Here is a 25277-nt window from a genome sequence, read left to right as displayed (position 1 = left end):
AAGCGCATACATAATTCGAATCTAGCATACAATATGGAATGTGCTATAAAGATATGAAGGGGAGGAAATAAAGATGGTTTATGCATTTCCGAATACAGAAGGCTCGAAGGTTTCATTTAAGGACAAGTATGAAAACTATATTAATGGCGAGTGGACACCCCCGGTTAAAGGACAATATTTTGAAAACGTTACACCTGTTACAGGTAAAGTATTTACACAAGTTGCACGTTCGACTTCAGAGGATATTGAGTTAGCATTAGATGCAGCTCATGCAGCAAAAGATGCTTGGGGCTCCACTTCTGTTGCAGAACGAGCAAATATATTAAATAAGATTGCAAATAGAATAGAAGGAAACTTAGAACTATTAGCAGTAGCAGAAACATGGGATAACGGAAAAGCTGTGCGAGAAACATTAAATGCCGATATTCCTTTAGCGATTGACCATTTCCGCTATTTTGCAGGTGCCATTCGTGCACAAGAAGGCGGCTTAAGTCAAATTGACAACGATACAGTTGCTTATCATTTCCATGAACCACTAGGCGTTGTGGGACAAATCATTCCTTGGAATTTCCCTATTTTAATGGCAGTTTGGAAGCTAGCACCAGCACTTGCCGCAGGGAACTGTGTGGTCTTGAAACCTGCAGAACAAACACCCGCATCAATCATGGTACTGATTGAACTAATTGGGGATTTATTGCCTCCAGGGGTTGTGAATATTGTCAATGGTTTTGGGTTAGAGGCTGGAAAACCTTTAGCATCTAGTCCTCGAATTAGTAAAATCGCATTTACTGGTGAAACAACAACTGGTCGTTTAATCATGCAATATGCTTCTCAAAATCTAATACCTGTAACATTAGAGCTTGGAGGAAAATCACCTAATATTTTCTTTGAAGATATTATGGACGAAGATGATGCATTTTTAGATAAAGCAGTAGAAGGTTTCGTTATGTTCGCCTTGAACCAAGGAGAGGTATGTACTTGTCCTTCCCGTGTTCTAATTCAGGAATCTATCTACGATAAATTCATTGAGCGTGTACTAGCGCGTGTAGAAGCGATTAATATAGGGAATCCACTAGACCCATCTGTCATGATGGGAGCACAGGCTTCAACTGAACAAATGGAAAAAATTCTTTCTTACTTAGATATCGGAAAGCAAGAAGGAGCAGAGTGTTTAATCGGTGGAGAACAAAACAAATTAGACGGAGACTTAGCGGAAGGTTACTACATTAAACCAACTGTCTTCAAAGGAAATAACCAAATGCGTATTTTCCAAGAAGAAATTTTTGGACCAGTCGTTTCGGTAACGACATTTAAAACAAAAGAAGAAGCATTGGAAATTGCCAATGATACTTTATACGGTTTAGGGTCCGGTATTTGGACTCGTGACATGAATACTGCATATCGTTTCGGACGTAAAATTCAAGCTGGTCGTGTATGGACAAATTGTTATCACCAATATCCAGCACACGCTGCCTTTGGTGGATACAAAATGTCTGGTATTGGTCGTGAAAATCATCTAATGATGCTTAATCACTACCAACAAACGAAAAACCTTCTTGTCAGCTACAGTGAAAACAAACAAGGCTTCTTCTGATTCTGAAAAATTGAAAGGGTGAGTGTAGATGGTTGAACGCGTAATTGCCACAGACGCTGCACTAGAACTCATTGAATTATTAAAAAGTAAACACGGAACCCTAATGTTTCATCAGTCGGGAGGCTGCTGTGATGGTTCTTCTCCTATGTGTTATCCAGATGGCGATTTAATCATTGGAGACCAAGATGTACTTCTTGGGAGAATAGGCGATGTTCCATTTTATATGCACAAAAGTCAGTTTGACTATTGGAAGCATACGCAGCTCATCATAGATGTAGTGGCTGGTCGTGGTGGAATGTTTTCTTTAGAGGGTGTGGAGGGAAAACGGTTTTTAACGAGATCTCGAGCATTTACATCAGAAGAAAACAACCAATTACAAGCATAAATGAAGCGAAGTAAAGAGTTCAAAGCTCTTTACTTCGTTTTTTTCGGGTATACTAGTTGTAATATTATATGAAAGAGGGTTCTTAAATTGGTTCAAGATTTACTAAGAAAGCATTCGTCTGTCAGAAAATATAAAGATTATACATTAACAAAAGAGGAAGTTTCCGGGCTTGTGGAAACTGCACAACACGCTGCTAGCTCTCATTTTGTTCAAGCATATAGTGTTATATGGGTAAACGATGAACAGAAAAAAGAAGAATTAGGGAGATTATCTAAAAATCCAAAGCAATTTGAAACAGCTGGAGCTGCATTATTATTATGTGCTGATTTTCATCGTTTACAGGTGGCAGGTAAAATTCAGGACACGGAGATTGACATAGATTCAACTGAAAACGTGTTGGTAGGAGCAGTGGATGTAGCTCTTTTTGCACAAAATTTAGTCATTGCAGCAGAAGCTAAAGGTTTTGGTATTTGTTATATAGGTGGAGTTCGTAACGAACCGGCTGCAATTAGCGATTTGTTTGATTTGCCAACAGGAGTATTCCCTCTATTTGCAATTACTCTTGGTATCCCAGATCAGCAAAATGAAGTGAAACCTCGTTTACCGGTAGCTGCTATACTACATGAAAATAGCTATAATAGCGCCAAGTATGAAGTATTATTACCCGAGTACGATCAAACAATGGAAGCCTACTATACAAATCGTGGATCCAATCAAAAAACGGCAAATTGGACCAAAACAATGGCTGATTATCTGGAGAAACCGAGAAGAACTCATATGGCTGACTTTTTAGCGAGTAAAGGATTTCATCTCAAATGAAATCAGAATGGACAGTAGAGCAAGTTAAAAGCTATATGGAGCCTCATCGAAACGAAGAAAATGCAATTCCAATGGTTAAATATATGAAAAATCATTTTCCTTTTCTAGGGATTAAAACTCCTGAACGTCGATTACTTTTTAAAAAGATGATGACTGAAATGGAACTTCCAGCATATGAAGATATGCAAAAAGAAGTCTGGGCTTTATTCCAGTTAGAGGAAAGAGAATATCATTACATAGCAATAGAGTTGTTGGGCAAATATAAAAAGCAGTTAACGGTAGAGGATTTATCCTTTTGCCGCCGCCTGATAGAAACAAAGTCCTGGTGGGATAGTGTGGATTCTATTGCTCCTAAGATAGTAGGAGATATTGTTTTAGCTAACAGACTAGAAGGGGAGGCCGCGATGGTCGAATGGGCAAGGTCCTCTAATATGTGGAGGAATAGAGCCTCTATTTTACATCAATTAAAATATAAGGAAAAAACAAATGAAGAACTATTATTTGCGACTATTGAACGTCATGCAGGCTCAAAAGAATTCTTTCTTCAAAAGTCAATTGGCTGGGTGCTGAGAGAATACGCTAAAACACGTCCTCAAGTAGTACAAGCATATGTTGGTAGTCACACTCTCGCTCCTTTAAGTAAGAGAGAGGCTTTAAAACATTTTAAATGATAACTAAAAAAGAGGCTGCCACAGAAATCAGTAAGCACTGATTCTTGGACATGCCTCTTATTTTGTGAAGAAATTTTCTGTGTAGTAGGGAGTTGATTTATCATCGAAAGCTGTACCGACACCAAGATTTTCATAGTGAACACTTAAAATATTTTTTCGATGACCCAACGAATTCATCAGTCCCTCATGTGCAAAGATGCTACTTGTCTGCCCATATGCTAAATTTTCTCCAGCATAGGAAAAGCGCAAGCCGTCTTCCTCCAAACGATTAAAAGGAGATTTACCTTCTAGGTTTTCATGACTAAAATAGTTGTGAATAGCCATATCCTCACTATGCTTTCTTGCGGTGTTGCTGACACTCTCATCATAGGAGAGAACAGAAAGACCATGCGCAACTCGGGCGGCATTTGTTAGATCGAAGAGTTGAAATTCAAATCCCTTTTTTAGTTCTTCGGATGGTTGTCCAAAAGTCGATTCATGATTTTTCTCAACCGATTTTTCAACTACTTGAATAGCCGTGATTGTATTATTTTCATGCAAATCATAGAAAAAGGTTACATAGTTATTATCGATTAAAAACAAATCATATTCACCACCATCAGGGAGGAGATAGATAATATTACCCTTTTTCAGTTTCGTAATCGGCTCATCAAACTTAGCAAGAACTTCTTCTCTCGTGCTATCCATTTGTAAACCTAGAAAGGAAGATTCAGAGGGCTGATTAGTGAACATGGCGTTTACTCGATTATTACTATCATAGGATATCATCATGAAATTTTGATAGTTTTCATGGTATGTATGCCACACCAAATTATATTCATTTAGACTAACTCGTTTAGCATTGCCATGAATATGCTCAATCTCACTCTTTTTCATACCTATTTTAATTTGTTCTAACTCAATGCCTGTCCCTGGTGGTATTTCTTGATCAGATGCAATATGAGAGGCTGGTTCATCTTTTATCTGCATCCAGTACGCTTTTGCTTCATCCAAATATTGTTCTATTTCCAGTGAATCAATCCATTCATCCACTGGCTCTAAAAAAGAAAGATCCACGTACTCCACGGTATACTCTTCCCATAACGGTCTAGTAAAGAAAAGTGCTAAAACTAAAAGAAGTAACCAGCCTATTTTTCTCATATCATCCCTCCAACCTACTTGCTAATTGCCCCACAAACAATTCTTGCTCCAGAATTTCCTGAAGGATCCGTTTTATAGTCATCCGCTTTTTCATGAATGATAATTGCACTTCCATCAGCATCTAATAAGGAGTTACTTTTTCCGCCAGCTAAAACTACAGCTGGAGACACTGTTTCTAACTCTACTTTACCATCTTCTCCAACCTCAATGTTTGGTAAATCACCTAAATGATAGCCTTTTGGATTTTCAAAGCCATGCTCTTTGTGAGTTGGGTTAAAATGAGCACCGGCCGATTCAAAGGTAGGTTTTTCACAGCTTGCCTTTTCGTGAAAGTGTATCGCTTTAACTCCAGGTGTTAGACCCTCCGCCTTTAAAAATATATGCACTCCTTTTGAATGCTCTGACAAAGTTGCCTGTCCTACTTCTTTACCTTCTGTGTTTAATAATGAAACCTGCACTGAATCCTTTAAGTTGGCATCTGCAGAAGGGAAGTTACAGCCCCCGAGTGCCGTGGCAGCTATTAATAATGGAATAATAATTTGCTTTTTCATTTAATTGTCCTCCTTAATCTACTTTAATATTTCAAGTATTACCAAATTAAGGACATATATATACGTGATAAATGAAAAAGTATTAGTTATGGAATAACAGGCAAAAAAACACCTAATCCTTTAAGTATAAAAATCTAGTTATGCAGTTGATTGTAACGAAGGTCGGACGTTTTCCGTGGGCACGGCTCGAGCCTGTAGTCTCTCCCTCGTGCTTTCCTACTGAGTCCTACCTGAGCTACAACCAATAAGACCCTCTTTATATAAGGAAAGTTCCATACAATATCTCATTAAATTTAAGTCTGCCTTCTACATCTATCATTGGACTACAATCCAAGTCTTTGTACCCCACCTGTAACGAAATCAGTTTTAATATTTATTCTAAAAAGTAACTTGAACCTATTGTTCACGGGAAATTTTAAAAACAACACCTCAACTATAGGAGACGTTGTTTTTTTTTACTCGTAATATAAACAAAACAAGCGCAATGACAAGGAAAATAATAGAGAATAAATATAAGTTTTGATAGCCGAGCTGAGTAGCAACAATACCAAGGATATAAGAACCTATTGCTAACCCCGTATCGAATAATGTAAAGAATGTAGCAGTAGCATAGCCACTACGTTCATGTTTGGTTGATTGGATTGCAAGAGTCTGGAAACTAGGAACGACTGCCCCATATCCCAGTCCGATAAACGCACCGGATAGAAGGAAAAGGAACGGTGAATTCATAAACGCTAACAACAAAAGACCAATCATAAAAGAGGCAAGACCGGGAATTACGATATATTTAGGACCTTTTTCATCGAAAATACGACCAGTAAATGGACGTGTAGCGAGCATCACGATAGCAAACACGGCGAAAAAGCTACTCGTTAAGTGAAGTACACCCTTTTCTTGGGAGTAAATGGATAAGTATGACAGTACACTCGCATAAGAAAAAGCAACTAAACTAGCGATTAATGCAACAGGCAATGCTTTTTTCTCAAATAAATCGTTCCATGTTAATTTCGATCTTGATACAGTTGTTTCAGCTTTTCTATCTGAAGGTATCATCAGCGCGGAAGCTGCACCTACGATAAGTAAAACAGTTAAGGAAATAAACATGACATCGTAAGAGAAGCTTTGCAATAACGTTAATGCGACTAATGGACCGACAACTACAGCTAAATTTGTAGACATTGTAAAATAACCAAGTCCTGCACCACGTCTAGACAGTGGAATATTATCCGCTGCCATGGAGCCACTTGCAGTGGTTGCAATGCTAAAGAATATACCTTGTACAAATCGCAGTACTAATAACGCTTCAAAAGGTTCGATAAAATAATATAGTCCTGTACATACTAAGTACAAAAACAAAGTAAGCCATAATACCTTTCGTTTTCCAAATAAATCTAGAATTTTACCGGAAAAAGGTCGCGTCACAATTGCAGAAACTAAAAAGATAGTCATTAATAAACCCGCATCTTCATCTGAACGCGACAATATATCTGTGGCGTAAAGGGGAAGTGCGGATACGAGGCCGTAAAAAATAATAAAAATAGAAAAGTTTGTAGTGAACAAACTTATAAAAGCTTTTGTCCATATAGGCTCCTTGTTTTTCAAACTAATAATCCTCCTGTTTATCTAATTTTTTGTAAAAGTTCAAGCAGTTGAGTTTCCTCTTCATCGGTTAAGCCAACGACCATTCGATCTTCAAATTCCATCATCGCAGCTTTGATAACTGGAAACTGTTGTAAAGCCTGTTCGGAAAGCTTCACAATTTTCTCTCGTCTATCTTTTCCAGAACATATTTCAATCCAGCCAAGTTCAGCTAATCTATTTACAGTTCTTGTAATAGTGGGAGCCTCCACATTTAGGTATTTCCAAATTTGTGTCAATGTCATTTCTTTATGTCGCTGTATACAGTAGAGAACGGACCACTGTGAAGCGAATAAATTATGTTTCTTTAATGTATTATTAGCTTCCTGAGATAAAAAACGGGATTTTTGGAATAGCTCATGAATAGTTGGATTCATAAATGAAACACCTCTTTAAAGTAGCAATTTTATTATTTACCTAGTTAATTATATATATTACTTTTCAACATAGCTTTTGTAAAGAATATAGTTTTGCCACAGGCAGACAACAACAAAAAAACCGAGCAAGTTGCTCGGTAGATTCAATTTATTAAAAACATTGAAAAGAAGAAATTCGCTCTAAATCAGTTCCGTAATAAGTCCAACGGAATCCGTTCCATCTAAAACCAGAAACGGACCTTCTTCCGACATGAGTCGGGTAAAGCCAAAAAGCATTACCATTATTCAACCATACATACGTAAAGCGGAATAGGCATCCACGAATAGAGCCAGGATCTACAGCAAATACTCCGACATTCTGTCTTTGTGGAACGAAGGATGGTGGGGGAGTAGTTGGAGCTCCTCCTTGTTGTTGTCCACCGGACGGAAAACTTGGAGGGGATGATGGACCCTGTTGACCGAATGGAGGAAACCCTGGGAATTGTGAATTTCCAAATGGAGGGAACATATTACCAGGAAACTGTTGTTGACCAAATGGGGGCATCATACCTCCCGGAAACTGTTGTCCTCCAAATTGTTGACCTTCAATAGAGGGAAATCCTTGAGGCCCCTCTGGATTTTGTGGAAAAGGAAATTGATTGTTCATTATCAAATCCTCCTTTCATAAAGTAATCAACTTAGTATATGTCAGGAGGTTATTTGTGGAACGGTGCTTATGAGATATAGGATATTGCCTTTTCGATTAATTGCTCACTAGATAAAATTTTATCTCCACTACCTTGAGCCATTTGGTCATTGCCGCCGCCTTTTCCATTGATATGCGGCAGGACATGAGCTATTAGTTCTTTCATACTTTGTTCAACATTATTAGCTTTTGCAGCGACGACTTGTAGCCTATCATCATTAATGGAGACTAAAATACAGATGGATTTTGGGTTTTCGTGAATTACTAATTTAGCAAGTTTTTGCAGCTCCTGCATGGATCTGTTTTCAAGTGTGCAAGTAATCGTAGTTCCTACAGCGTTTTCTTTTAACTCTTTTGCTTCGTATGCTAAAAGCGAATTTGTTAAAAATGCTATTTGTTTTTCTAATGCAGAATTTTGCACTAAAATACTTTTCGTTGCCTCTATTATTTTGTTTTCAGGAGTACTTAATGTGCTGATTAAACTTCTTAGTACTTGGTGCTTTCTATCTAAATGTGTAATGATTCTTTCCCCACAAATGAACTCCACTCGCACATTCTTCTTTTGTTTTTCTGTTTGAAGAATTTTAATGGCTCTTACCTGTCCAGTAGATGCAGGATGAGTTCCGCCGCATGCATTGTAGTCGAAGTCGGGAATTATGACGAGTCTAATATTCTCTTTTAAAGATGTAGCTTTACGGAGGTCATAATCCGATAGTTCCTGCTCCTTTACCCATTTTGTTTCAATTGGCCGATTGTCCAAAATTATTTCGTTTGCAAGTTGCTCGACTTCAGCTAATTGTGTTTCAGAAACGTCGGAAATATTTAAGTCGATCGTTACTGTATCTTTTCCTAGATGAAAGCTAATCGTTTGGAACCCAAATAATTGTTCAAAGGCTGCGGATAGAATATGCTGACCTGCATGCTGCTGCATATGATCGAATCTTCTATCCCAGTCGATCTGACCATCTACTTCCGTCGTATTTTCAGGAAGAGGATTAGCAAGGAAGTGTCTTATTTGTCCATCGATTACCTCTACATTTGTCACTTCTATATCGTTTATTAGTCCAAGATCATGCGGCTGACCACCTCCAGAAGGGTAGAAGGCAGTCTCAGAAAGTACAACATAATCTGGTTGCTGTTCTATTACTTTTGCTTGAAAGGTTTGGATGGTCGGCTGTTCATAATAGAGTTTGTTCGTCATAGGATTGGTCTCCTTTAGGATTTGATAGTTTCGAGCATTCTTTAAAGGAAAGATGGTTACAATCGATACAGGAATCATGATTAATTAGCTGCAGTGCGAAGTCGATTGCTTCACGGGTTCTTGGAAAAAAGTGATGCTCACCGATGCAATTATAAATATCAGTCTTTTGGAGAGAATTTAGTAAAATAGGCGAAGCCTCAGATACTAAAATAATTCCATTCTTGCTTTGGAAGTGTTTCATCACATGATGTAAATTTTCCTCCGCGGTTGTATCGATGAAAGGAACATCTCCCATTCTAAGTATTAGTACAGACGCTTCGGAATGGATGGTTTCCATGATGCGAGTTTCAAACAACTCGGCAGTCCCAAAAAATAGTGGACCATTAATCGTAAACATATCAATTTGTGGGCAATTTTGTCCCGAGTAAACTCCGCCTTGGTGGACAGTATGTCCTGGACTAGAATGGTCAGGTAAAACCTTCGACACAATTTCTGTATTAACCATTCTTTGTAAGAATAAAATAATGGATAGTGCTAGACCAACTACAACAGCTATAGTGATACTTGTAAATACAGTAAACACAAAGGTTAACAATAAAACAAGAGATTCGCCGTTTTTGCGCTTCAAAATTTTATAAAAAGGTTTTCGTTCACTCATATTAACCGCAACCATCATCAGTACTGGTGCCATACTTGCAAGTGGAATTTGAGAAGCAGACGGCGCAAACAGAAGAAGCGTAAGCAAGACAAAAAGACCGTGAATAACTCCTGACATTCTAGAAGTCGCACCGGATCGAATATTTGTTGCAGTACGAGCAATTGCTCCTGTAGCCGGTATCCCTCCAAACATAGGTGTTATGATGTTAGCAAGCCCCTGCCCAACCAATTCCTTATTACTATTATGTTTAGTGCCTGTCATTGAATCTGCAACAACAGCGGATAGTAAAGATTCAATTCCCCCTAAAACGGCAATGGCAAATGCGGGAGCGATGAGCCGTTCTACACGTTCCCAAGTTATTTCTGGAAATTGTAGTATGGGAAGGGAACTAGTAATTCCGCCATACGCAGAGCCTATAGTTGCTACTTCTCCGTTAAAAAGCAAGCTTGCAGCGATAGTGGAAGTAACTAGACCGATAATCGGTCCTGGAACTTTTGGCAATACTTTAGGTGTCGCAATTATAAAGAACAAACAAATAATGCCGACAATTAAGCTATATATATTGAATGTATCTAAGTGAATGCCAATCTCCGACATATTATCTATAAACCTCTCGTGTTTTTCAATATTTGCTAGACCGAGTAAATTGGCAATTTGACCAGTAAAAATGATAACAGCTATCCCAGAAGTAAAACCAATTGTAACCGGTCGCGGGATAAACTTTATGAACGTTCCAATTTTGAATATACCCATTATTACTAGCATGATTCCTGCAAGCAAGCCTGCTAATAGTAAATCCTCATAGCCATAGGTAATCACAATTCCCAGTAAAATAGGCACAAAAGCTCCTGTAGGACCGCCTATTTGAAACTTAGATCCTCCAAAAATCGATATAATGATTCCCGCGATAATGGTCGTATAAATACCATATTCGGGTTTAACTCCCGAAGCAATTGCAAAAGCCATTGCTAAAGGAATAGCAATGACTCCAACGATTAACCCAGAAAGTAAGTCCTTTTGAAAATGCTGCATAGAATAATTTAATTTATTCCATAGAAATGGAATTTTCACTAAAATCCCTTCTTCTTCCTTATTTTTGTTCTTCTAATTCCTCGTACATCGAAATTGTATCGATAAGATGATTATTGAAAAGATCACGGGCTGCTTTTAATAACTCGACAATAGCTGGATCTCTAAGAGAATATAAAACTTTTTTTCCATCCTTACGACCAACTACAATATTTTTAGCTCTAAGTACACTTAATTGTTGAGAAACTGTAGACCCTTCACTGCTAAGGATCTGTTGGATATCATTAACACTTTTCTCTCCCTCTGTGAGTACTTCAAGTATTCGAATACGTAGTGGGTGTGCTAATGCTTTAAAAAAGTCTGCTTTGAATTGCTGTAAATCACTCCACATTACTATCACTCCATTTATATACATATTCAAATATTTGAATATGTTAGTATATGTATTGTAGGAGCATATCCACCAAATTGCAATAGTAATTAAAGAAATTGTTTAATATACTGAATTTAACGAAAAAATAAAATGAATGAGGTTTTACCGATGAATGAATTAGCACAAAAGTATTGGGATACTTACTGGGAAGGAAAAGAAAAACCACTATCAGTTACCTCATGGCAGTTTGGTGGAAATCCTGACGAACTGGCTCAGTTAGTTGCAGAGGGAGTAAAATCTGCTACATGTTCGTTACATCTATTATATGAACTAGAGAAAGAGCCACTTCCAAAGGTGGATGATTATAGTATTGTACTTAATAGTAAAGATGATCCGGTTTGTATGATTCGTACCTCGGATGTGAAAATAATGCCTATGAACGAAGTGTCTGCCGAATTTGCTTATGCAGAAGGTGAGGGAGATCGCTCCTATGATCATTGGCGCAAGGTACATATCGAATTTTTCACAAACGAGTTAAAGGGAGTGGGGAGGGAGTTTTCAGAAGAAATGCTACTTGTTTGTGAGCACTTTGAACTGATAGACGTTAAGTAATGGAGGAGAGAATATGTTTAACCGAGTAACTCTATATACGAATAAATTAAAACAGTTGCGAGGCTTCTATGGAAATGTCTTAGAAATTCCCATTGAGGAATCAACAGATGAATATTTTCAAATATCTATTGGAACTTCGACGCTTATTTTTCGACTTTCCGAATTACAGACTTCCTATCACTTTGCCATTAATATACCAGGCAATCAATTTACACTTGCTAAGCATTGGGCAAAAGAAAGAGTATTACTTAATAGAGAAGCTTCTGTAGATGAAATCTATTATGCTCGATTTGATGCAGATGCATTTTACTTTGAAGATCCAGCGGGTAATGTGATTGAACTAATTGCGAGGAGAAATGTAGATAAATGGAGTGACTTCAGCATCGAGTCATTTTTAAATCTAAGTGAAGTAAGTATTACAACCCCATTTGTAGAAGAAACAGGAGAGAAGTTACAAGAGAATGGTATTCCTATTTCCGGCCATGTCCAAATTGAACCTGATGAGTTAAACTTTCTAGGAAAAAAAGATACGTTTATTTTATTAGTTCCTCCTAAGCGACGTTGGTATTTTTCGAAAAAATTGAGTGAGACCTCTCCACTAGAAATAGTGCTAGAAGATGGAAAAGTAATTCTAGTGAACAGAGAAGGAAAGATAACGATTCAATAAAAGAAAAGCAACAAATTATATCCACAGGGAGTAATTGTCGTTTTTACTTTCAAGGAGTTATCCACATGTGAATAACTCCTTGAAAACATTTCTGAATGTATTAATGCTGTGGATGCACTGTGAGTAACTTAAGAATTAGCTTTTAGTGCGTTCATTAATGTGGAATAGGATTGCATATCTGCAAAATTTATACCAAGAGCAACGGCCGTTTGAGCAAGTTCAGGACGAATTCCTGAGAAAATGGCATTTACACCAATGAGTTTTAAAGCAGAATGCAGTTGATATAATTTTTGAGCAACCATCGTGTCTAGCACTGGTACTGCAGATAAATCTATAAAAATAGTATTCAGCTTTTTAGCTGAACTCTGCTCCAATGCGGATTCTAAAATAATTGTTGCACGTTCTGTATCAATATTTCCGACTAAAGGTAAAACTCCTATCCCTTCTTTAATAGGAATAACTGAACTACTTAACTCCGTAATAAGAGCTTTTTGGGTAGCAAGCAGATTTTCAGTATATTGGTGATGGTATTTCGCAAAGTTCTCGATAATGTAGTCAAATGCAGTATTCATCAGATTTGACCATTCAGCTACGAGATTTCCAGCTATAGGAGTTGTAGACTGCTTGATGAATTTTTGAACAAATGTCCAATAGGCGATCCGGACATTGCGGAAACTGCGGATGCTTTCATATAAAGGAAATTTTTCTTTTGCTCGTTTCTCTGCCACTTCAGCTGAACGGGTGTTGATATATTCTATATATTCAAATTTATCCTTAATATAAACAGATGAGATGGCTTCAATTAGAGCTCCATTTTCTTCCCTTAAATATGTATTGTTTTGTGGTAAAGAGTAGGTTGGGTTATCTTTTGACTGTTGAGCTAACCAGGCATCTGTTATTGCCGATTTATTCAGCATAATAAAATCAAATAATTCTTTGTTTAGATGACTCATTTCGTCTGTCTCCTTCAATCGTTCTATTATTATTATTATTATTGTAAGGGTACAGACCAAATTATTCCACTTGGGTGGAATAAAAGTTATTAAGATTATCTTAAAAAATCAAAAACCTGGGTGAAACAGATGAGTTGGTATAAAAAGTCTACAGAAGAAGTGTTCCAGGAGCTTCATGTTAAAAGTGAAAAAGGGATTACCGAGGCAGAAGCACAAAAAGATTGCAACAATACGGTCCAAACCGGTTGGGTAATAATCGCAAGAAAACCTGGGTAGAGAAAATATTTGCCCAGGTTAATAATGTCCTCATTTATGTACTAATAATTGCAGCTGTCATTTCAGCTTTTGTCGGGGAGATTGCGGATGCGGTTATTATCGGACTAGTAGTAATAATTAACGCAGTTGTGGGACTTAGCTTGCTGCCTTTAATGATCAATGAGTTGGTTAAGCTGGTTAAAATGTCAGGGGGGAAATAATTGCAGAAAACAATCGGACTAGTAGTTGGAATATCTTTAGTATTATTACTTGGAGTAGTTTATGTACTAAGTAACAATCAAAAACAAGTAGCTCAAGAAGATGTGAAACAACTGACTGTAGAGACACATGACTTTCAAAAAGTATTAGCATACGAAAATGACTATATGGGAAATAACTCTAACATCACGAATCTATTTAATAATCTACCTTTTTCTAATTATAGAGATTTAGTCGAGTTGGATTCCGATACACGTACATTCGTTGTAAATTACAATACGAGTGGTGATGAAAAAACTGTCATTTATAATGCGACAGCGGCCTTTGTTTTGATAAAAAATTTAGAAGTAATTAATATGCGTTTCTCACACCAATCCTATGTGATAACAAGAGAGAATGTAGAGCAATGGTTTGAAGATGATTATGCTAGTTTAATAGATCCAAAGGTATTTAAAGAGAAAGTTCAAAATCCACTATTAGAAAGTACAATGACTGATTGGATTAATCAATATACAAAATAGGGGTGTTAGTTCTGAATAACTTAACGAATCAAATAGAAAAGATTCAAACAGAAAATCACTTTTCAGGGTCTATTTTTGTAAAACAGAGTGATTCAGTAAAACTTCAAGCTAGTTTTGGATATGCTAATCGTGCTGACGCGGTACTCAATGAGAAGCAAACACGCTTTGGTATTGCTTCGGGTTGTAAATTATTTACTGCAGTTGCAATTGCGCAGCTTGTAGAAGCGAAGAAACTAAGTTTTGATAGCCTTTTAAGAGATGTCTTAGACATTTCTTTTCCACATTTTCACGAAGGTGTAACGATCCATCATCTTTTAACGCATACTTCGGGAATTCCAGATTATTTTGATGAGGAAATAATGGATGACTTTGAAGAGTTATGGATAAAGATTCCGATGTACCATATCCGCCGACTGCATGATTTTTTACCATTATTTCAAAAGGAGCAGCAGAAATATATTGCCGGTGAGAAGTTTTATTATAATAATGCAGGATATATAGTGCTTGGTTTGATTGTAGAAAAAGTGACTGGCATGGCATTCATAGACTATGTTCAACAGAATATTATGGACAAAGCAGGGATGAAAAACTCCGGTTATTTTGCATTAGATGCATTACCTTCTAATACAGCGATTGGTTATATAGACAAAGAAGACGGCACATGGAAAACAAATATGTATTCTCTTCCTATACAAGGAGGGTCAGATGGTGGAGCATTTGTCACTGCTGATGATATGGTGTTATTTTGGGAAGCACTTATACAAGACAAATTATTGAATGATAAAACAATACTAATGACTCCATATGTTCATGAGGAAGATGAAAGTTATTACGGGTATGGGGTTTGGATTGAGAAAAAAGAAAACGAAATCTATAAATATCATGTAATGGGATACGATCCTGGAGTGAGTTTTCACTCAGCCTATTATCCACATAATACAGTTATCCTATCTATATGCTCTAACAAATCTAAAGGAGCATATGCAATGATGCTAGAATTGGAAAATTCTTTCTAAATGAGTCAATTTCATTATTGCTTATTTAATTTCTAAAAAAAGTTGATCCTATGGATTGGAGCGGCGGGCGACGCCTCCAGTGTGGTAACAGTACGAGCGACAGTCTACAGGCTAGAGCCGTGCTCGCGGAAAGCGCCTACCTAGAGAGAAAATCAGCGTTTGTCGGGTTTCACTATGTAATATGCTTTTATGCATTTGAAAAGCATTCTTTCATTTCTTAATTTTAAGGATGATAACCATATTATACCAATAATAATGTAAATGGATTATTTTCTATAAAAAATGATAAACTGTAGGTACGGAGGTGGACATTTTGAAAATAACATCCTACGAGGTTGATAAGTTAAACGATCCAACAGGAATAATAACAGGCGATCGCTATGAATTTTTACTTGGAATAGAAGTTCCTGAAGACGATGAACTTTTTGATGAAACGAATTCGTTAGATTTACGAGTGATTCTGGTTATTGAAGAATCAGAAGCGCGCATTGTACAGTACCATTTTATAAACCGAAGCAATGGTAAAGTGCTGGATTTTGGTTTAGAAGAGGAAGAGGAAGCAATCGTTCTTGCTTTTTGTAAAGAACATTATAATGACATTATATAAAGTGAAAACCGAGAAGACATCTGCTTCTTGGTTTTTGTTATTGTTTAATTCTTATCATAATTAAGGTAAACTGATGGAGAAGATTTACAACAAAAGGTGGCTTGTTTGATGGACATTACAAATTTAACGAAGCATATATCTGTTTTAGAAACTAAAAATGCAGGACCGCTAGAAATAACGGGACTTGCTTATAATTCACGTAAAGTGGAAAAAGGGCAGATATTTGTATGTATAAAAGGATTTAAAGTAGATGGGCATCAATTTGCAGGACAAGCAGTTGAAAATGGTGCAGTTGCTTTAGTAGTAGAAGACTTTATCGATGGAATTGAGGTACCGCAATATAAAGTAGAAAATGGAAGAATTGCGCTTGCAACACTTGCAGATGCTTTCTATAATCATCCAACTCGGAAGTTGAAAACGATTGGAATCACCGCGACGAATGGTAAGACTTCTACCTCATTTATGACAAATGCTATATTAGAAAACCATGGCTTGAAAACGGGGCTTATGGGAACGGTCGTAGTGAAAATAGGAGATTATGCAGAGCCTTCAGAACTAACAACACCAGAATCTCTAGATTTACAACGTTTTTACGCGCAAATGGTCGATGAACATGTAAGCCATGCAACGATGGAAGTATCCTCCTCGGCTTTAGAGTTAAATCGCGTAGGCTGTGTGGACTTTGATATTGTCACGTTAAATAATATTAGTCGTGAGCATATTGACTTGCATTCTTCTTTTGAAAATTATTTTTATCATAAATCTAGCCTTATTCGCAATGCTGGAGCGGACAAGGTTGCTATTTTAAACTTAGATGATTCTTATTCAGCCTCACTTGTAGATAAAACAAAAGCAAAGGTTATCACCATAGGTGTTGAAGAGCAATCTGCAGATGTTATTTGTACGAATTTAGACCTTTCGACTGGTCGAGCTAAATTCACAGTGGAAATTCAACAAGATTTAGTAACGCAGGATCTTGTTATCCCTCAGCAAAGTTTTACAGTGGAACTTTCTACACCAGGTTTTCACTCGGTATACAATTCAATGGTCAGCATAGTGATTGGATTATTATGTGAAGTGCCGGTAGTTACAATTCAAAAGAGTTTGGCGGAGTTTGTAGGGGTAGAACGTCGTTTTGAAATTATCTTTGAAGATGACTTTAAAATTATTGATGACCACTTTGCTAACAGTGGGAATATAGATATTACCCTCGGTACCTTACAAAAGATGGACTTTAACCGTATCAAGCTTGTTTATGCTATTCGTGGAGATCGTGGCGTGACGGTTAACAGAGAAAATGCAGAGACCATTGCTAAGTGGGCTCCAAAACTTGGTATACATGAAGTTATTGCTACTTTAAGTCGCTCTCATGTCACGCAAAAAGATGTAGTTTCCGAAAGTGAGCTTGCAGTGTTCCAGGAAGTTATGGAAAGTTCAGGTATTGATGTACAACTGTACGAGGAATTGCCTGAAGCTATTAAATGTAGTCTTAATGATGTTGCAGAAGGTGATTTACTATTGTTAGCCGGTTGCCAAGGAATGGACTATGGTGCAAAGCTAGCGCTAGAGCAGCTAGAAACGATTCGACCAAATGTCGATAAAAAGAAATTATTCCAACCACTTGAAAAACGGGTAGCTGGAAACTCATAAAAGATGAAAAAGCAGTTCCATGTCTAGTGGAGCTGCTTTTTTCAATGCAATTTATGTTCTGTGAAAACTGGGATCAAGATAATTTAGAATAAATAATTGAGAGGCAAATGCCATAAGATTACCAAAAAAAGGGATGCTGTTTGGTGCCGGACCGACGTCACCAAACAGCATCCCTAAAAATTCACTCGGTATTCATATAGTAAAATGTCTGTCCAAAGCACTTCGAAAACGATAGAAACAGGTTTTGATCTTAAAGGGTCTGGCATGTCTTTTGCCCGTAATTTACCACTCGATATCCTCTGGGTATTCTATATTCATTTGGAAATCATGGATAGTACTTTTAGTTTTGTTTAACTCTGTTAGAATTTTACTTTTAAAATTATTATAGTCTTTCGATTGGATGACAATTTTGTGTGCGATTGAGTCAAAAGTTTTAATACGTTGGTCCCTAGACATTTCGATATAAGACAGATTAAGCAAGTCGATGTATTGAACAGCATACTCTTCTACATATGCCTTGGATGTTAGCACATAATGTATGACAGAGGTATACGTTTCTTCTGACATATTCTCTTTCATACCTTCTGCAATAAGTGATTGAAATTTACGGACATTCACTATATGAATATCTAAATCTGTAGCATGTTCATATTTTTTGTGAAGGTGTATAAAATCATTGATGGCAACTAATGCAAAGATAAGATCTGGCCATAAGATTTCTGTAGAATAGTAAATATTATGCTGTGAAGCAATAAAATCGTGATTTTTCATCGTATCTTTCTTCAAGCCATTGCCAACGCTTTCAACATTCTTGGTTCCTTGGTATGCCATTCTTAAGTCATGAATAATACGCAATAAACGCATACGAGCACCCTGCCAATCAAGATAGCGTGATTCGTTTCCAGTTAACCGATGAAGTGCCGTGCAAAGCTCGTCTAAATCCCAATAATCTCCGCTTATAAGTGCTCCAGTTAAGTTCTCGGTATTTTTGAGAGCTAACATATTTTCACCTCCTGATGTACTATTACCGTTTTGGTGAATAGTTAAGCGTCTTAAATAACTCTGCTTTTTCAGTAGGTGTAAGTTCTCTCCATTCCCCAATAGAAAGACCTTCAATAGATACGTTCATGATTCGGATTCGTTGTAGTCTTTTCACTGTAAATCCTAATGCTGAACACATTCTTCGTATCTGACGATTTAATCCTTGTGTTAAAATAATGTTGAATGTTTTTGGTCCTATTTTTTTCACTTTACAAGGCAGTGTTTTAGTACCAAGGATGTTAACACCAGCACCCATTTTCTCAATAAACGAATCGGTAATTTTCTCATTCACTGTTACAATATACTCTTTCTCATGACTGTTTTCTGCACGAAGTATTTCATTTACAATATCGCCGTCATTCGTCAAAAGTATTAAACCATCAGAGTCTTTATCTAAACGCCCAATATGGAAGATACGCTGTGGATGATTAACAAAATCAACGATATTTCCTTTAATATGAGATTCTGTGGTACTAGTAATACCAACAGGCTTATTTAATACTAAATAAACGAGTGGTTGTTCAACAACAATTTGCTCGCCATCCACGCGAACATCGTCCCCAGCTTCTACTTTACTGCCGAGTTCTGCAGTTTTTCCGTTTATCATTACTCTTCCATCCGTGATCCATTTGTCTGCACCGCGTCTCGAGATGATCCCAGCTTCACTTAAAAATTTATTTATCCGCATTATAGACACCTACTTTTTTTGTTAATTTAATTATAACAAAAGTTGAAACTAAATTAGAGTAATAGCGTAAATTAGCAAAGGAGTGATTTACTTGAGCGTTGAACAAAATTTAGAACAAACATTTAATGCACTGAAAAAAACATTAGGTTGGAGTGTGGATAAACGAATAACTTTGTCACTTGCAGGTTATTATGTAACTTTAGAGCAGGAATTTGATGAAACTAGATATCAAGAAGTAGCTAGCCATTTGAAAAAAAGAGCAGGCATCTTCTCTGCATTACGCTCCCACTTAAATCCATTATTTGTTGCAACTTTAGACGTTTCCGGAGCAGAACCAGAACAAGCAGTAAATCTGTTAATGGAAAAAGCTGATGCTTTAAAACAGTTTGGTTTTAAAATGAATAGCTATACGTATTTGGCTGCCCTTATGATGTCCGATCAAAAAAATCAATGGCCATATGAAATGAAAATGGCACAAAAATTGATGGATGATATGAAGGCACATCATCGCTTTTTAACCTCTACTGACGATTATCCATATGCAATGTTTCTTGGCAAATTGGAAGGTGATACAGCTGTTCGAGCTGAAACGATGAATCGCTATTATAAAGAACTAAAGCAACATAAATTCTATTCCGGGAATGAACTACAATGGATGTCTCAGGTTCTTACGTATTCTAATCCAGCATATGAAGAAAATATGGTGAGTAGAGCAGTAATTATTCGCAATGGATTAAAAAGCGTCAAAATAAAAACATCTCAAGCACAATATCCCATTATAGGATTTATGGCGGCTTTAAACTTAGATGAAGAACAATTAAACGAGATTGTAACATCCTATGAATCCATTGCAAGTATGAAGTTATTTTCGTGGTACAAAGACTCAGCCCTCCCTATTGCTTTTGGATTGTCCTTAAGATCTTCTAAAGAAGCTTATGCAACTGCAGCGATTTCCATGGCAACTTCGCTAGAGCTTATATTACAAGCACAACAAGCGATTATGATTTCTACTATTGCAGCAACTAGTGTAGCAACAACATCAAATTCTGGCTCGTATTAATGAACGTGCTATACTAAACATAGATTATTTATATAAGAGGGGTAAGAATAATGAACACTAATCCAATGAGTCAATCCAGAACGATCCAAACACATTTAATATTGCCACCGGATACTAATCATCATGAAACAATCTTTGGTGGAAGAGTGCTTGCATTTATTGATGAGATTGCAGCTATTTCCTCCATGAAACATGCACAAGGTGCTGTTGTTACAGCTTCAATAGACTCAGTAGACTTTCTATCTTCTGCAAAGGTGGGTGACGTACTGGAGCTAGAGGCAGTCGTTTCTAATGCAGGTCGTTCTTCCATGGAGGTTTATGTTCGAGTAACATCAACAAACCTACTTACTGGGGAAGAAAAACTTACGACCGAATCATATGTCACGATGGTTGCGGTAGATGAAAATGGAAAACCAGTACCTGTACCTGGGATACATCCTGAAACGGAGCAAGAAAAACGCCTTTATGAAACAGGACCAGCTAGACGTGCTCATCGGAAGCAACGCTTAGAAATGAAATACTAAAAGGGTAGGAAGTGGCTAAGTGCTAAAACAAATTGATGAACTATACAAATATCTGATGATTACGCTGCTCGTCCTTTATTTGATCAATTCGATTTATCTTCAAGAAGTTACCATCACTTTCACAGCAATAGTGCTCGTCATTCTTTTAGAAATAACGAAGCACCGTCACCATATTAAACAACTAACCTATTCGCAGCTATCCATTATCGGCATCGTGTTACTGGCAGGTATTGCAGCTATCATTTATCTATTAGTAACAATTCAAATATTCTTAGAACCTATAAATTTACCGGAAAAAATGGAAAGTGCCCTGTTCTTTGTATGTATCGTAGTAGGTATATATATTCTGTGGTATTTTATCGGTAAGTTATTTGGAAAAGCTTTAGAGAAACAATGAAAAACTGTAAATACATTGCTTAAAGCAGTGCATTTACAGCTCTTCTTTTTTCTTTCAACATGCTGCGGAAAAATTACCCGAAGAGAAAAAAGTAGATAGTAACTATTACTCAGCTGAGTTTCCGATTCAGGAACTGAATTTCCAACGAGATGTCTCATTAATCCCTCAAACTTATTTAGTATCCGGCTCAGGTGAACGTTTATATAAAATCAATCCCACTACAGAACAGCCTTTACGACGAAAATTATCCGTATTGAATATTTTCAGATTGGGAATGTTCTTTCCTATGACCTATCAATTAAAAACGATGGAAGAGAAATTAGTTTCTACATTTAGCATTGAGAATAAGCTTAAATTTATGCAAATAAAGGTGTATGATCATAATCATCTTCATTTAACTACTGTTGTTATGCCTCCAATGTCTTTAAAAAATAGGGCTATTATATTTGATGCCAATAACGAAAAACTGCTTCAAATGGAAGCTAAAAGTATGTATGGGGACATTGACGTCAATAACTTGGATGGTCATAGATTAGCAACGTATCGGTTTGGTATTTTTCCCTATGCTGCGCACCCAGCCTTTGAAGTGCAATATATGAATGTCCATGTATCTCTTGCACACCATCTAACGCATACAGAAAAACTTACTTTTACCGCATTGTTTTACTATTGGACAGCCCATCAATAAAAAACGAGCAGATTCATATAGAATTTGCTCGTTTATTGTTAATTTTTAAACAGATTAAACCAACCTTTGTATTTGAACCATCCAAGCATCGAAAAAGCAATGAGAACCATAGCACCGAGTACGATAAAATAACTATACTTCCACTCAAGCTCTGGCATATTCTTGAAGTTCATCCCGTATACTCCAACAATGAACGTTAAAGGGATGAACACGGTCGATACAATCGTTAAAATCATCATAATACGGTTCATCCTACTGGAGTTTATAGACATATGACTATCTCGTATATCAGCCGTAAGCTCCCGGTTCGATTCAATCATTTCAGTCAGTCGGATTAAATGATCGTAAATATCGGCAAAGTAGGTGTGCTCAGTCTGCTGTAAGTTCATCCGTTCTGAATTTAAAATTCGATAAAGTAAATCTCTCATTGGAATAACGGTACGCCTTAAACGCAACAAATCTCCTCGAAGATCGAACACTAAATCTATAGAAAAATGACGCATATCATAAGTGAGCTTATCTTCTACAGCATTTAAATAATCTTCAATTTTGTAGACAATCGGAAAATAGGCATCCACCACTTTATCGATAATATTATAAGTTGCATGGATAGCACCTCTACCCCAACCCTGTGGATTTTGTCTAATACGCTCTCGTGCCTGTTCCATCTCATGCATAGGGTGGAAATGAAAGGACACTACATAGTCCTGACCAACGAATATATCTAACTCTTCCGCCTCTAAGGTCTCCTCATTAAACGTATGCAAAACAAAGAAGTTGTATCCGTCATAATAGTCTACCTTAGGACGCTGCAATCTTTGTAAACAGTCCTCGATTGCGAGTGGATGAAAATGAAAAAACGAACTAAGTATTAGCTCCTCTTGCTTCGTTGGCTCCCCGATATCAATCCAATACCATTCAAAATTTTTTTGCTTTATATCCTCTAAAGGAAAGTCGCTTACTATTTCATGATCGGTCGTTATACCAATCGTACGAATCATAGGAATCCCTCGCTTTCACGACAACCACTATTCTATTATCTCATAGTCTCCTTATTTTGATGATCTAAAACAAAGGAGACACTGTATAAAAATAATATATTCTAAATAAATTGATAAATCCAGTTGACTTCTACCATTTCTATATGTATACTAGGTATTAATCAAATAAACAACTTTCTTATCAAGAGAGGTGGAGGGACTGGCCCTACGATACCTCAGCAACAGGCAATTTTTGTACTGTGCTAATTCCAGAAGCGTTAAGCTTGAAGATAAGAAGAGCATAATCACTAATGATGTGTAAACCTCTTCTTGTTTCTAAGAAGGGGTTTTATTTGATTTATTTCTCAAGAAACTTAGTGTTGTGTTTAAACTGTGTAACATGTCGTCTACCTTCCATACTCATTTGTAGAAGACGGTATACGAGTAAAAATAAAACTTTCTTTCTCGCCTCTCATTTGACAATGAGAAAGAAAGTATCTAATTGTATAAAACATACACCATATGAAAATGCCAAGGGTTTAACAAATCCTTGGCATTTTCATTATTTTTTTATTTTCATTATTTTTGCTTCTGCTTTTAATGCCTTAATAAGCGAAAAAATCATAAGCAGCATAACAAACGAAAATGGTAAGGCGGCAATAATAATTGTATTTTGTAAGGCATCTAACCCATTAACCGACAACAAAATAATAGCGATAACAGATAATGTTATTCCCCAAGCGAGCTTCACCTTGTTCGGTGGTGTCAGTGAACCATTTGTCGACTGCATGCCAAGAACGAAAGTGGCAGAATCTGCTGAAGTAATGAAAAAGGATGCAATCAATAGGACAGCAAAAACGGAAACAACCGCAGGGAAAGGCATCACGTTGAACATTTCAAAAATAGTTAATTCAGTAGAGGCTTGGGCTAAGTCGGCAACGCCTCTTTTTTGAAAATCAATTGCTGTAGTACCGAAGGCCGAAAACCAGAATGCCCCTAGTAAAGTAGGTGCTACAAGAACGCCAGAAACAAACTCCCGAATCGTGCGACCTTTAGAGACCCGAGCTATGAACATGCTTACAAACGGTGCCCAAGAAATCCACCATGCCCAATAGAAAATAGTCCAGTTATCAAGCCATTCGCGGTTGCTGGAATTTAACGGAGATGTACGGAAACTCATCTGTACAATATTTCCTAAATAGCCTCCAAAAGAGTCAGTTAACATATCAAAAATAAGTAAGGTAGGTCCAAAAATAATAACAAACCCAAGTAAAGCAAGAGCTAATATCAAATTTGTGTTCGATAAATATTTTATCCCTTTACTTAATCCAGACCAAGCGGATGCCACGAAAAGGACAGTGACTATCACTATAATTATTATTTGAGTCATAATACCAATTTTAAAACCGAATAGGTAATTTAAGCCTGCGTTAATTTGAACAGCCCCAAAGCCGAGAGAAGTTGCAACTCCGAATGCTGTAGCAAAAACAGCGAGTACATCCACAAGAGTGCCCCATGGACCTACCATCTTTTTGCCGAAAATAGGCTTCAATGTAGAAGAGATTAAGCCTGCTTCTCCCTTACGGAACTGGAAGAATGCAAGGGACAGGGCCACAACCCCATACATAGCCCAAACATGGAACCCCCAGTGGAAGAAGGTTTGACGGAGTGATTCCTTAAAAGCTGCACTAGTATTAGGTTCCGCTGTTGCAGGAGCGATCGCATAATGTGATAAAGGTTCAGCCGCCCCATAAAAGACAAGCCCGATTCCCATACCAGCAGAAAATAGCATAGCAATCCAAGTAATCGTTGAAAACTGTGGACGATCTGTATCTTTTCCAAGGCGGATTTTTCCGTACCGACTAAAGATAAAAAAGATGCTTAATACTAACATAAATGTCATAAGTATCATGTAGTACCAACCAAATGACGAAGCAACAAAAGTTTTAATATTTGTAGTAATAGCTTCAAAACTTTTCGGTGCCAAAGCCCCGTATCCGACAGCTAGAACTATCAAACCCATTGTAATATAAAATACCTTAGATAATTTTCTCATGTTTCCCCCCATATATTTAAAGTTAAACCGTTAACTATACTAATAAAATATTATCGAATCAACCAATACACTTATACATAGTTCATTTAAGTATTTCCATTTTAGATGATATTGAAACTTCCTAATGGTTAAACCGACTAAAAATAAGAAATTTTATATAGCTGCCATTCCCAACTCGTATAAACAGTCGACTTCGTTTATTGGCGAAATCATCCCAGTTGG

Annotated in this window: 27 protein-coding genes, 1 pseudogene and 1 riboswitch; of the genes and pseudogenes, 15 read left to right on the top strand and 13 right to left on the bottom strand. The window is 37.0% G+C overall.

From position 1 onward, the window contains the following. The first annotated feature begins 73 nt into the window (after positions 1 to 73). The 4 genes from adh to ACIQX2_RS16885 all read left to right on the top strand — a co-directional run bounded on the left by adh (position 74) and on the right by ACIQX2_RS16885 (position 3469). The gene (adh, locus tag ACIQX2_RS16900) at positions 74 to 1594 is read left to right on the top strand and encodes an aldehyde dehydrogenase (RefSeq protein WP_402853020.1); all 1521 of its coding nucleotides are present in this window, start codon (positions 74 to 76) and stop codon (positions 1592 to 1594) included. 28 nt (positions 1595 to 1622) lie between these two features. Next, positions 1623 to 1979, top strand: a complete 357-nt coding sequence (locus ACIQX2_RS16895) for a DUF779 domain-containing protein (RefSeq protein WP_402853018.1) — start codon at positions 1623 to 1625, stop codon at positions 1977 to 1979. Positions 1980 to 2066: 87 nt separating this feature from the next. Next, the gene (locus ACIQX2_RS16890) at positions 2067 to 2798 is read left to right on the top strand and encodes an NADPH-dependent oxidoreductase (protein ID WP_402853014.1); all 732 of its coding nucleotides are present in this window, start codon (positions 2067 to 2069) and stop codon (positions 2796 to 2798) included. Further along, entirely contained in the window at positions 2795 to 3469 is a 675-nt protein-coding gene (locus tag ACIQX2_RS16885) for a DNA alkylation repair protein (protein WP_402853011.1), read from the top strand. Before ACIQX2_RS16890 ends, ACIQX2_RS16885 begins: the two co-directional genes overlap by 4 nt. A 57-nt stretch (positions 3470 to 3526) precedes the next feature. Here ACIQX2_RS16885 and ACIQX2_RS16880 read toward each other — a convergent pair whose 3' ends face one another. The 8 genes from ACIQX2_RS16880 to ACIQX2_RS16845 form a co-directional block, all read right to left on the bottom strand. After that, a complete protein-coding gene (locus tag ACIQX2_RS16880; RefSeq protein WP_402853009.1) occupies positions 3527 to 4609 on the bottom strand; it encodes a CAP domain-containing protein in 1083 nt (360 codons plus the stop codon). A 14-nt stretch (positions 4610 to 4623) separates the two neighbouring features. Beyond that, positions 4624 to 5160, bottom strand: coding sequence for a superoxide dismutase family protein (locus tag ACIQX2_RS16875; RefSeq protein WP_402853006.1), 537 nt, complete (start codon positions 5158 to 5160; stop codon positions 4624 to 4626). 429 nt (positions 5161 to 5589) lie between these two features. Further along, on the bottom strand, positions 5590 to 6762 hold the full coding sequence (locus ACIQX2_RS16870) for an MFS transporter (protein WP_402853004.1): 1173 nt from the start codon (positions 6760 to 6762) through the stop codon (positions 5590 to 5592). 17 nt (positions 6763 to 6779) lie between these two features. Further along, positions 6780 to 7175: a MarR family winged helix-turn-helix transcriptional regulator gene (locus ACIQX2_RS16865; protein WP_402853002.1), complete on the bottom strand. Its 396-nt coding sequence runs from the start codon at positions 7173 to 7175 to the stop codon at positions 6780 to 6782. A gap of 151 nt (positions 7176 to 7326) precedes the next feature. Next, the gene (locus tag ACIQX2_RS16860) at positions 7327 to 7821 is read right to left on the bottom strand and encodes a hypothetical protein (RefSeq protein ID WP_402853000.1); all 495 of its coding nucleotides are present in this window, start codon (positions 7819 to 7821) and stop codon (positions 7327 to 7329) included. A 67-nt stretch (positions 7822 to 7888) separates the two neighbouring features. After that, positions 7889 to 9061: an alanyl-tRNA editing protein gene (locus ACIQX2_RS16855; protein WP_402852998.1), complete on the bottom strand. Its 1173-nt coding sequence runs from the start codon at positions 9059 to 9061 to the stop codon at positions 7889 to 7891. Beyond that, on the bottom strand, positions 9039 to 10790 hold the full coding sequence (locus tag ACIQX2_RS16850; protein WP_402852996.1) for a SulP family inorganic anion transporter: 1752 nt from the start codon (positions 10788 to 10790) through the stop codon (positions 9039 to 9041). Before ACIQX2_RS16850 ends, ACIQX2_RS16855 begins: the two co-directional genes overlap by 23 nt. Positions 10791 to 10809: 19 nt before the next feature. Further along, positions 10810 to 11139 (bottom strand): ArsR/SmtB family transcription factor, encoded by a 330-nt coding sequence (locus tag ACIQX2_RS16845; protein ID WP_402852994.1) that lies wholly within the window; start codon positions 11137 to 11139, stop codon positions 10810 to 10812. A gap of 150 nt (positions 11140 to 11289) precedes the next feature. On the opposite strand from ACIQX2_RS16845, the gene ACIQX2_RS16840 reads away from it, so the two are divergent. Next, positions 11290 to 11733, top strand: coding sequence for an ASCH domain-containing protein (locus ACIQX2_RS16840; RefSeq protein ID WP_402852992.1), 444 nt, complete (start codon positions 11290 to 11292; stop codon positions 11731 to 11733). Positions 11734 to 11746: 13 nt separating this feature from the next. Next, positions 11747 to 12400 (top strand): glyoxalase, encoded by a 654-nt coding sequence (locus ACIQX2_RS16835; RefSeq protein ID WP_402852990.1) that lies wholly within the window; start codon positions 11747 to 11749, stop codon positions 12398 to 12400. Between the two features lie 128 nt (positions 12401 to 12528). Here ACIQX2_RS16835 and ACIQX2_RS16830 read toward each other — a convergent pair whose 3' ends face one another. After that, complete coding sequence (locus tag ACIQX2_RS16830) at positions 12529 to 13353, bottom strand: STAS domain-containing protein (RefSeq protein ID WP_402852988.1); 825 nt, start codon at positions 13351 to 13353, stop codon at positions 12529 to 12531. A gap of 129 nt (positions 13354 to 13482) precedes the next feature. Here ACIQX2_RS16830 and ACIQX2_RS16825 point away from each other — a divergent pair. The 5 genes and pseudogenes from ACIQX2_RS16825 to ACIQX2_RS16805 all read left to right on the top strand — a co-directional run bounded on the left by ACIQX2_RS16825 (position 13483) and on the right by ACIQX2_RS16805 (position 17621). Further along, positions 13483 to 13829: pseudogene (locus tag ACIQX2_RS16825) on the top strand (cation-transporting P-type ATPase). Further along, entirely contained in the window at positions 13830 to 14348 is a 519-nt protein-coding gene (locus tag ACIQX2_RS16820) for a DUF4825 domain-containing protein (RefSeq protein ID WP_402852986.1), read from the top strand. 2 nt (positions 14349 to 14350) lie between these two features. After that, on the top strand, positions 14351 to 15364 hold the full coding sequence (locus tag ACIQX2_RS16815; protein WP_402852984.1) for a serine hydrolase domain-containing protein: 1014 nt from the start codon (positions 14351 to 14353) through the stop codon (positions 15362 to 15364). A 304-nt stretch (positions 15365 to 15668) separates the two neighbouring features. Next, positions 15669 to 15971 (top strand): DUF6509 family protein, encoded by a 303-nt coding sequence (locus ACIQX2_RS16810; RefSeq protein WP_402852982.1) that lies wholly within the window; start codon positions 15669 to 15671, stop codon positions 15969 to 15971. A gap of 108 nt (positions 15972 to 16079) precedes the next feature. Next, positions 16080 to 17621 carry a Mur ligase family protein gene (locus tag ACIQX2_RS16805; protein ID WP_402852980.1) on the top strand — a complete coding sequence of 514 codons (1542 nt, stop codon included), beginning with the start codon at positions 16080 to 16082 and terminating at the stop codon, positions 17619 to 17621. A 282-nt stretch (positions 17622 to 17903) separates the two neighbouring features. Here ACIQX2_RS16805 and ACIQX2_RS16800 read toward each other — a convergent pair whose 3' ends face one another. Both ACIQX2_RS16800 and rluF read right to left on the bottom strand, forming a co-directional pair. Beyond that, positions 17904 to 18623, bottom strand: a complete 720-nt coding sequence (locus ACIQX2_RS16800; RefSeq protein WP_402852978.1) for a DUF6904 family protein — start codon at positions 18621 to 18623, stop codon at positions 17904 to 17906. A 22-nt stretch (positions 18624 to 18645) separates the two neighbouring features. Then, positions 18646 to 19350 (bottom strand): 23S rRNA pseudouridine(2604) synthase RluF, encoded by a 705-nt coding sequence (gene rluF, locus ACIQX2_RS16795; RefSeq protein WP_402852976.1) that lies wholly within the window; start codon positions 19348 to 19350, stop codon positions 18646 to 18648. A gap of 91 nt (positions 19351 to 19441) precedes the next feature. On the opposite strand from rluF, the gene ACIQX2_RS16790 reads away from it, so the two are divergent. The 4 genes from ACIQX2_RS16790 to ACIQX2_RS16775 all read left to right on the top strand — a co-directional run bounded on the left by ACIQX2_RS16790 (position 19442) and on the right by ACIQX2_RS16775 (position 22019). Continuing rightward, a complete protein-coding gene (locus tag ACIQX2_RS16790; protein WP_402852974.1) occupies positions 19442 to 20410 on the top strand; it encodes a DUF4003 family protein in 969 nt (322 codons plus the stop codon). A 50-nt stretch (positions 20411 to 20460) separates the two neighbouring features. Beyond that, positions 20461 to 20934: an acyl-CoA thioesterase gene (locus tag ACIQX2_RS16785; RefSeq protein ID WP_093062425.1), complete on the top strand. Its 474-nt coding sequence runs from the start codon at positions 20461 to 20463 to the stop codon at positions 20932 to 20934. 19 nt (positions 20935 to 20953) lie between these two features. Next, on the top strand, positions 20954 to 21331 hold the full coding sequence (locus ACIQX2_RS16780) for a hypothetical protein (RefSeq protein WP_402852971.1): 378 nt from the start codon (positions 20954 to 20956) through the stop codon (positions 21329 to 21331). Between the two features lie 286 nt (positions 21332 to 21617). After that, on the top strand, positions 21618 to 22019 hold the full coding sequence (locus ACIQX2_RS16775; protein WP_402852969.1) for a hypothetical protein: 402 nt from the start codon (positions 21618 to 21620) through the stop codon (positions 22017 to 22019). A 38-nt stretch (positions 22020 to 22057) separates the two neighbouring features. Here the strand turns inward: ACIQX2_RS16775 and corA are convergent, their stop codons facing one another. Next, positions 22058 to 23020: a magnesium/cobalt transporter CorA gene (corA, locus tag ACIQX2_RS16770; RefSeq protein WP_402852967.1), complete on the bottom strand. Its 963-nt coding sequence runs from the start codon at positions 23018 to 23020 to the stop codon at positions 22058 to 22060. 175 nt (positions 23021 to 23195) lie between these two features. Beyond that, positions 23196 to 23296, top strand: a riboswitch (SAM riboswitch). Between the two features lie 265 nt (positions 23297 to 23561). After that, positions 23562 to 25055: a BCCT family transporter gene (locus ACIQX2_RS16765; protein WP_402852965.1), complete on the bottom strand. Its 1494-nt coding sequence runs from the start codon at positions 25053 to 25055 to the stop codon at positions 23562 to 23564. Positions 25056 to 25277: the final 222 nt, after the last annotated feature.

It is taken from the genome of Psychrobacillus sp. NPDC096623 (assembly GCF_044762655.1).
In the GTDB taxonomy this organism is placed as follows: Bacteria; Bacillota; Bacilli; order Bacillales_A; family Planococcaceae; genus Psychrobacillus.
The sequence above is the reverse complement of the archived record's forward strand: the minus strand, read 5'-3'. Positions and strand labels throughout refer to the sequence as shown.

What these genes read in the sequence shown, in the direction of transcription:
- adh (WP_402853020.1), top strand. Translation starts at nt 74, where the DNA reads ATGGTTTATGCATTTCCGAATACAGAAGGCTCGAAGGTTTCATTTAAG.
- ACIQX2_RS16895 (WP_402853018.1), top strand. Translation starts at nt 1,623, where the DNA reads ATGGTTGAACGCGTAATTGCCACAGACGCTGCACTAGAACTCATTGAA.
- ACIQX2_RS16885 (WP_402853011.1), top strand. Translation starts at nt 2,795, where the DNA reads ATGAAATCAGAATGGACAGTAGAGCAAGTTAAAAGCTATATGGAGCCT.
- ACIQX2_RS16880 (WP_402853009.1), bottom strand. Translation starts at nt 4,609, where the DNA reads ATGAGAAAAATAGGCTGGTTACTTCTTTTAGTTTTAGCACTTTTCTTT.
- ACIQX2_RS16875 (WP_402853006.1), bottom strand. Translation starts at nt 5,160, where the DNA reads ATGAAAAAGCAAATTATTATTCCATTATTAATAGCTGCCACGGCACTC.
- ACIQX2_RS16865 (WP_402853002.1), bottom strand. Translation starts at nt 7,175, where the DNA reads ATGAATCCAACTATTCATGAGCTATTCCAAAAATCCCGTTTTTTATCT.
- ACIQX2_RS16860 (WP_402853000.1), bottom strand. Translation starts at nt 7,821, where the DNA reads ATGAACAATCAATTTCCTTTTCCACAAAATCCAGAGGGGCCTCAAGGA.
- ACIQX2_RS16855 (WP_402852998.1), bottom strand. Translation starts at nt 9,061, where the DNA reads ATGACGAACAAACTCTATTATGAACAGCCGACCATCCAAACCTTTCAA.
- ACIQX2_RS16845 (WP_402852994.1), bottom strand. Translation starts at nt 11,139, where the DNA reads ATGTGGAGTGATTTACAGCAATTCAAAGCAGACTTTTTTAAAGCATTA.
- ACIQX2_RS16840 (WP_402852992.1), top strand. Translation starts at nt 11,290, where the DNA reads ATGAATGAATTAGCACAAAAGTATTGGGATACTTACTGGGAAGGAAAA.
- ACIQX2_RS16835 (WP_402852990.1), top strand. Translation starts at nt 11,747, where the DNA reads ATGTTTAACCGAGTAACTCTATATACGAATAAATTAAAACAGTTGCGA.
- ACIQX2_RS16830 (WP_402852988.1), bottom strand. Translation starts at nt 13,353, where the DNA reads ATGAGTCATCTAAACAAAGAATTATTTGATTTTATTATGCTGAATAAA.
- ACIQX2_RS16805 (WP_402852980.1), top strand. Translation starts at nt 16,080, where the DNA reads ATGGACATTACAAATTTAACGAAGCATATATCTGTTTTAGAAACTAAA.
- ACIQX2_RS16800 (WP_402852978.1), bottom strand. Translation starts at nt 18,623, where the DNA reads ATGTTAGCTCTCAAAAATACCGAGAACTTAACTGGAGCACTTATAAGC.
- rluF (WP_402852976.1), bottom strand. Translation starts at nt 19,350, where the DNA reads ATGCGGATAAATAAATTTTTAAGTGAAGCTGGGATCATCTCGAGACGC.
- ACIQX2_RS16785 (WP_093062425.1), top strand. Translation starts at nt 20,461, where the DNA reads ATGAACACTAATCCAATGAGTCAATCCAGAACGATCCAAACACATTTA.
- ACIQX2_RS16775 (WP_402852969.1), top strand. Translation starts at nt 21,618, where the DNA reads ATGACCTATCAATTAAAAACGATGGAAGAGAAATTAGTTTCTACATTT.
- corA (WP_402852967.1), bottom strand. Translation starts at nt 23,020, where the DNA reads ATGATTCGTACGATTGGTATAACGACCGATCATGAAATAGTAAGCGAC.
- ACIQX2_RS16765 (WP_402852965.1), bottom strand. Translation starts at nt 25,055, where the DNA reads ATGAGAAAATTATCTAAGGTATTTTATATTACAATGGGTTTGATAGTT.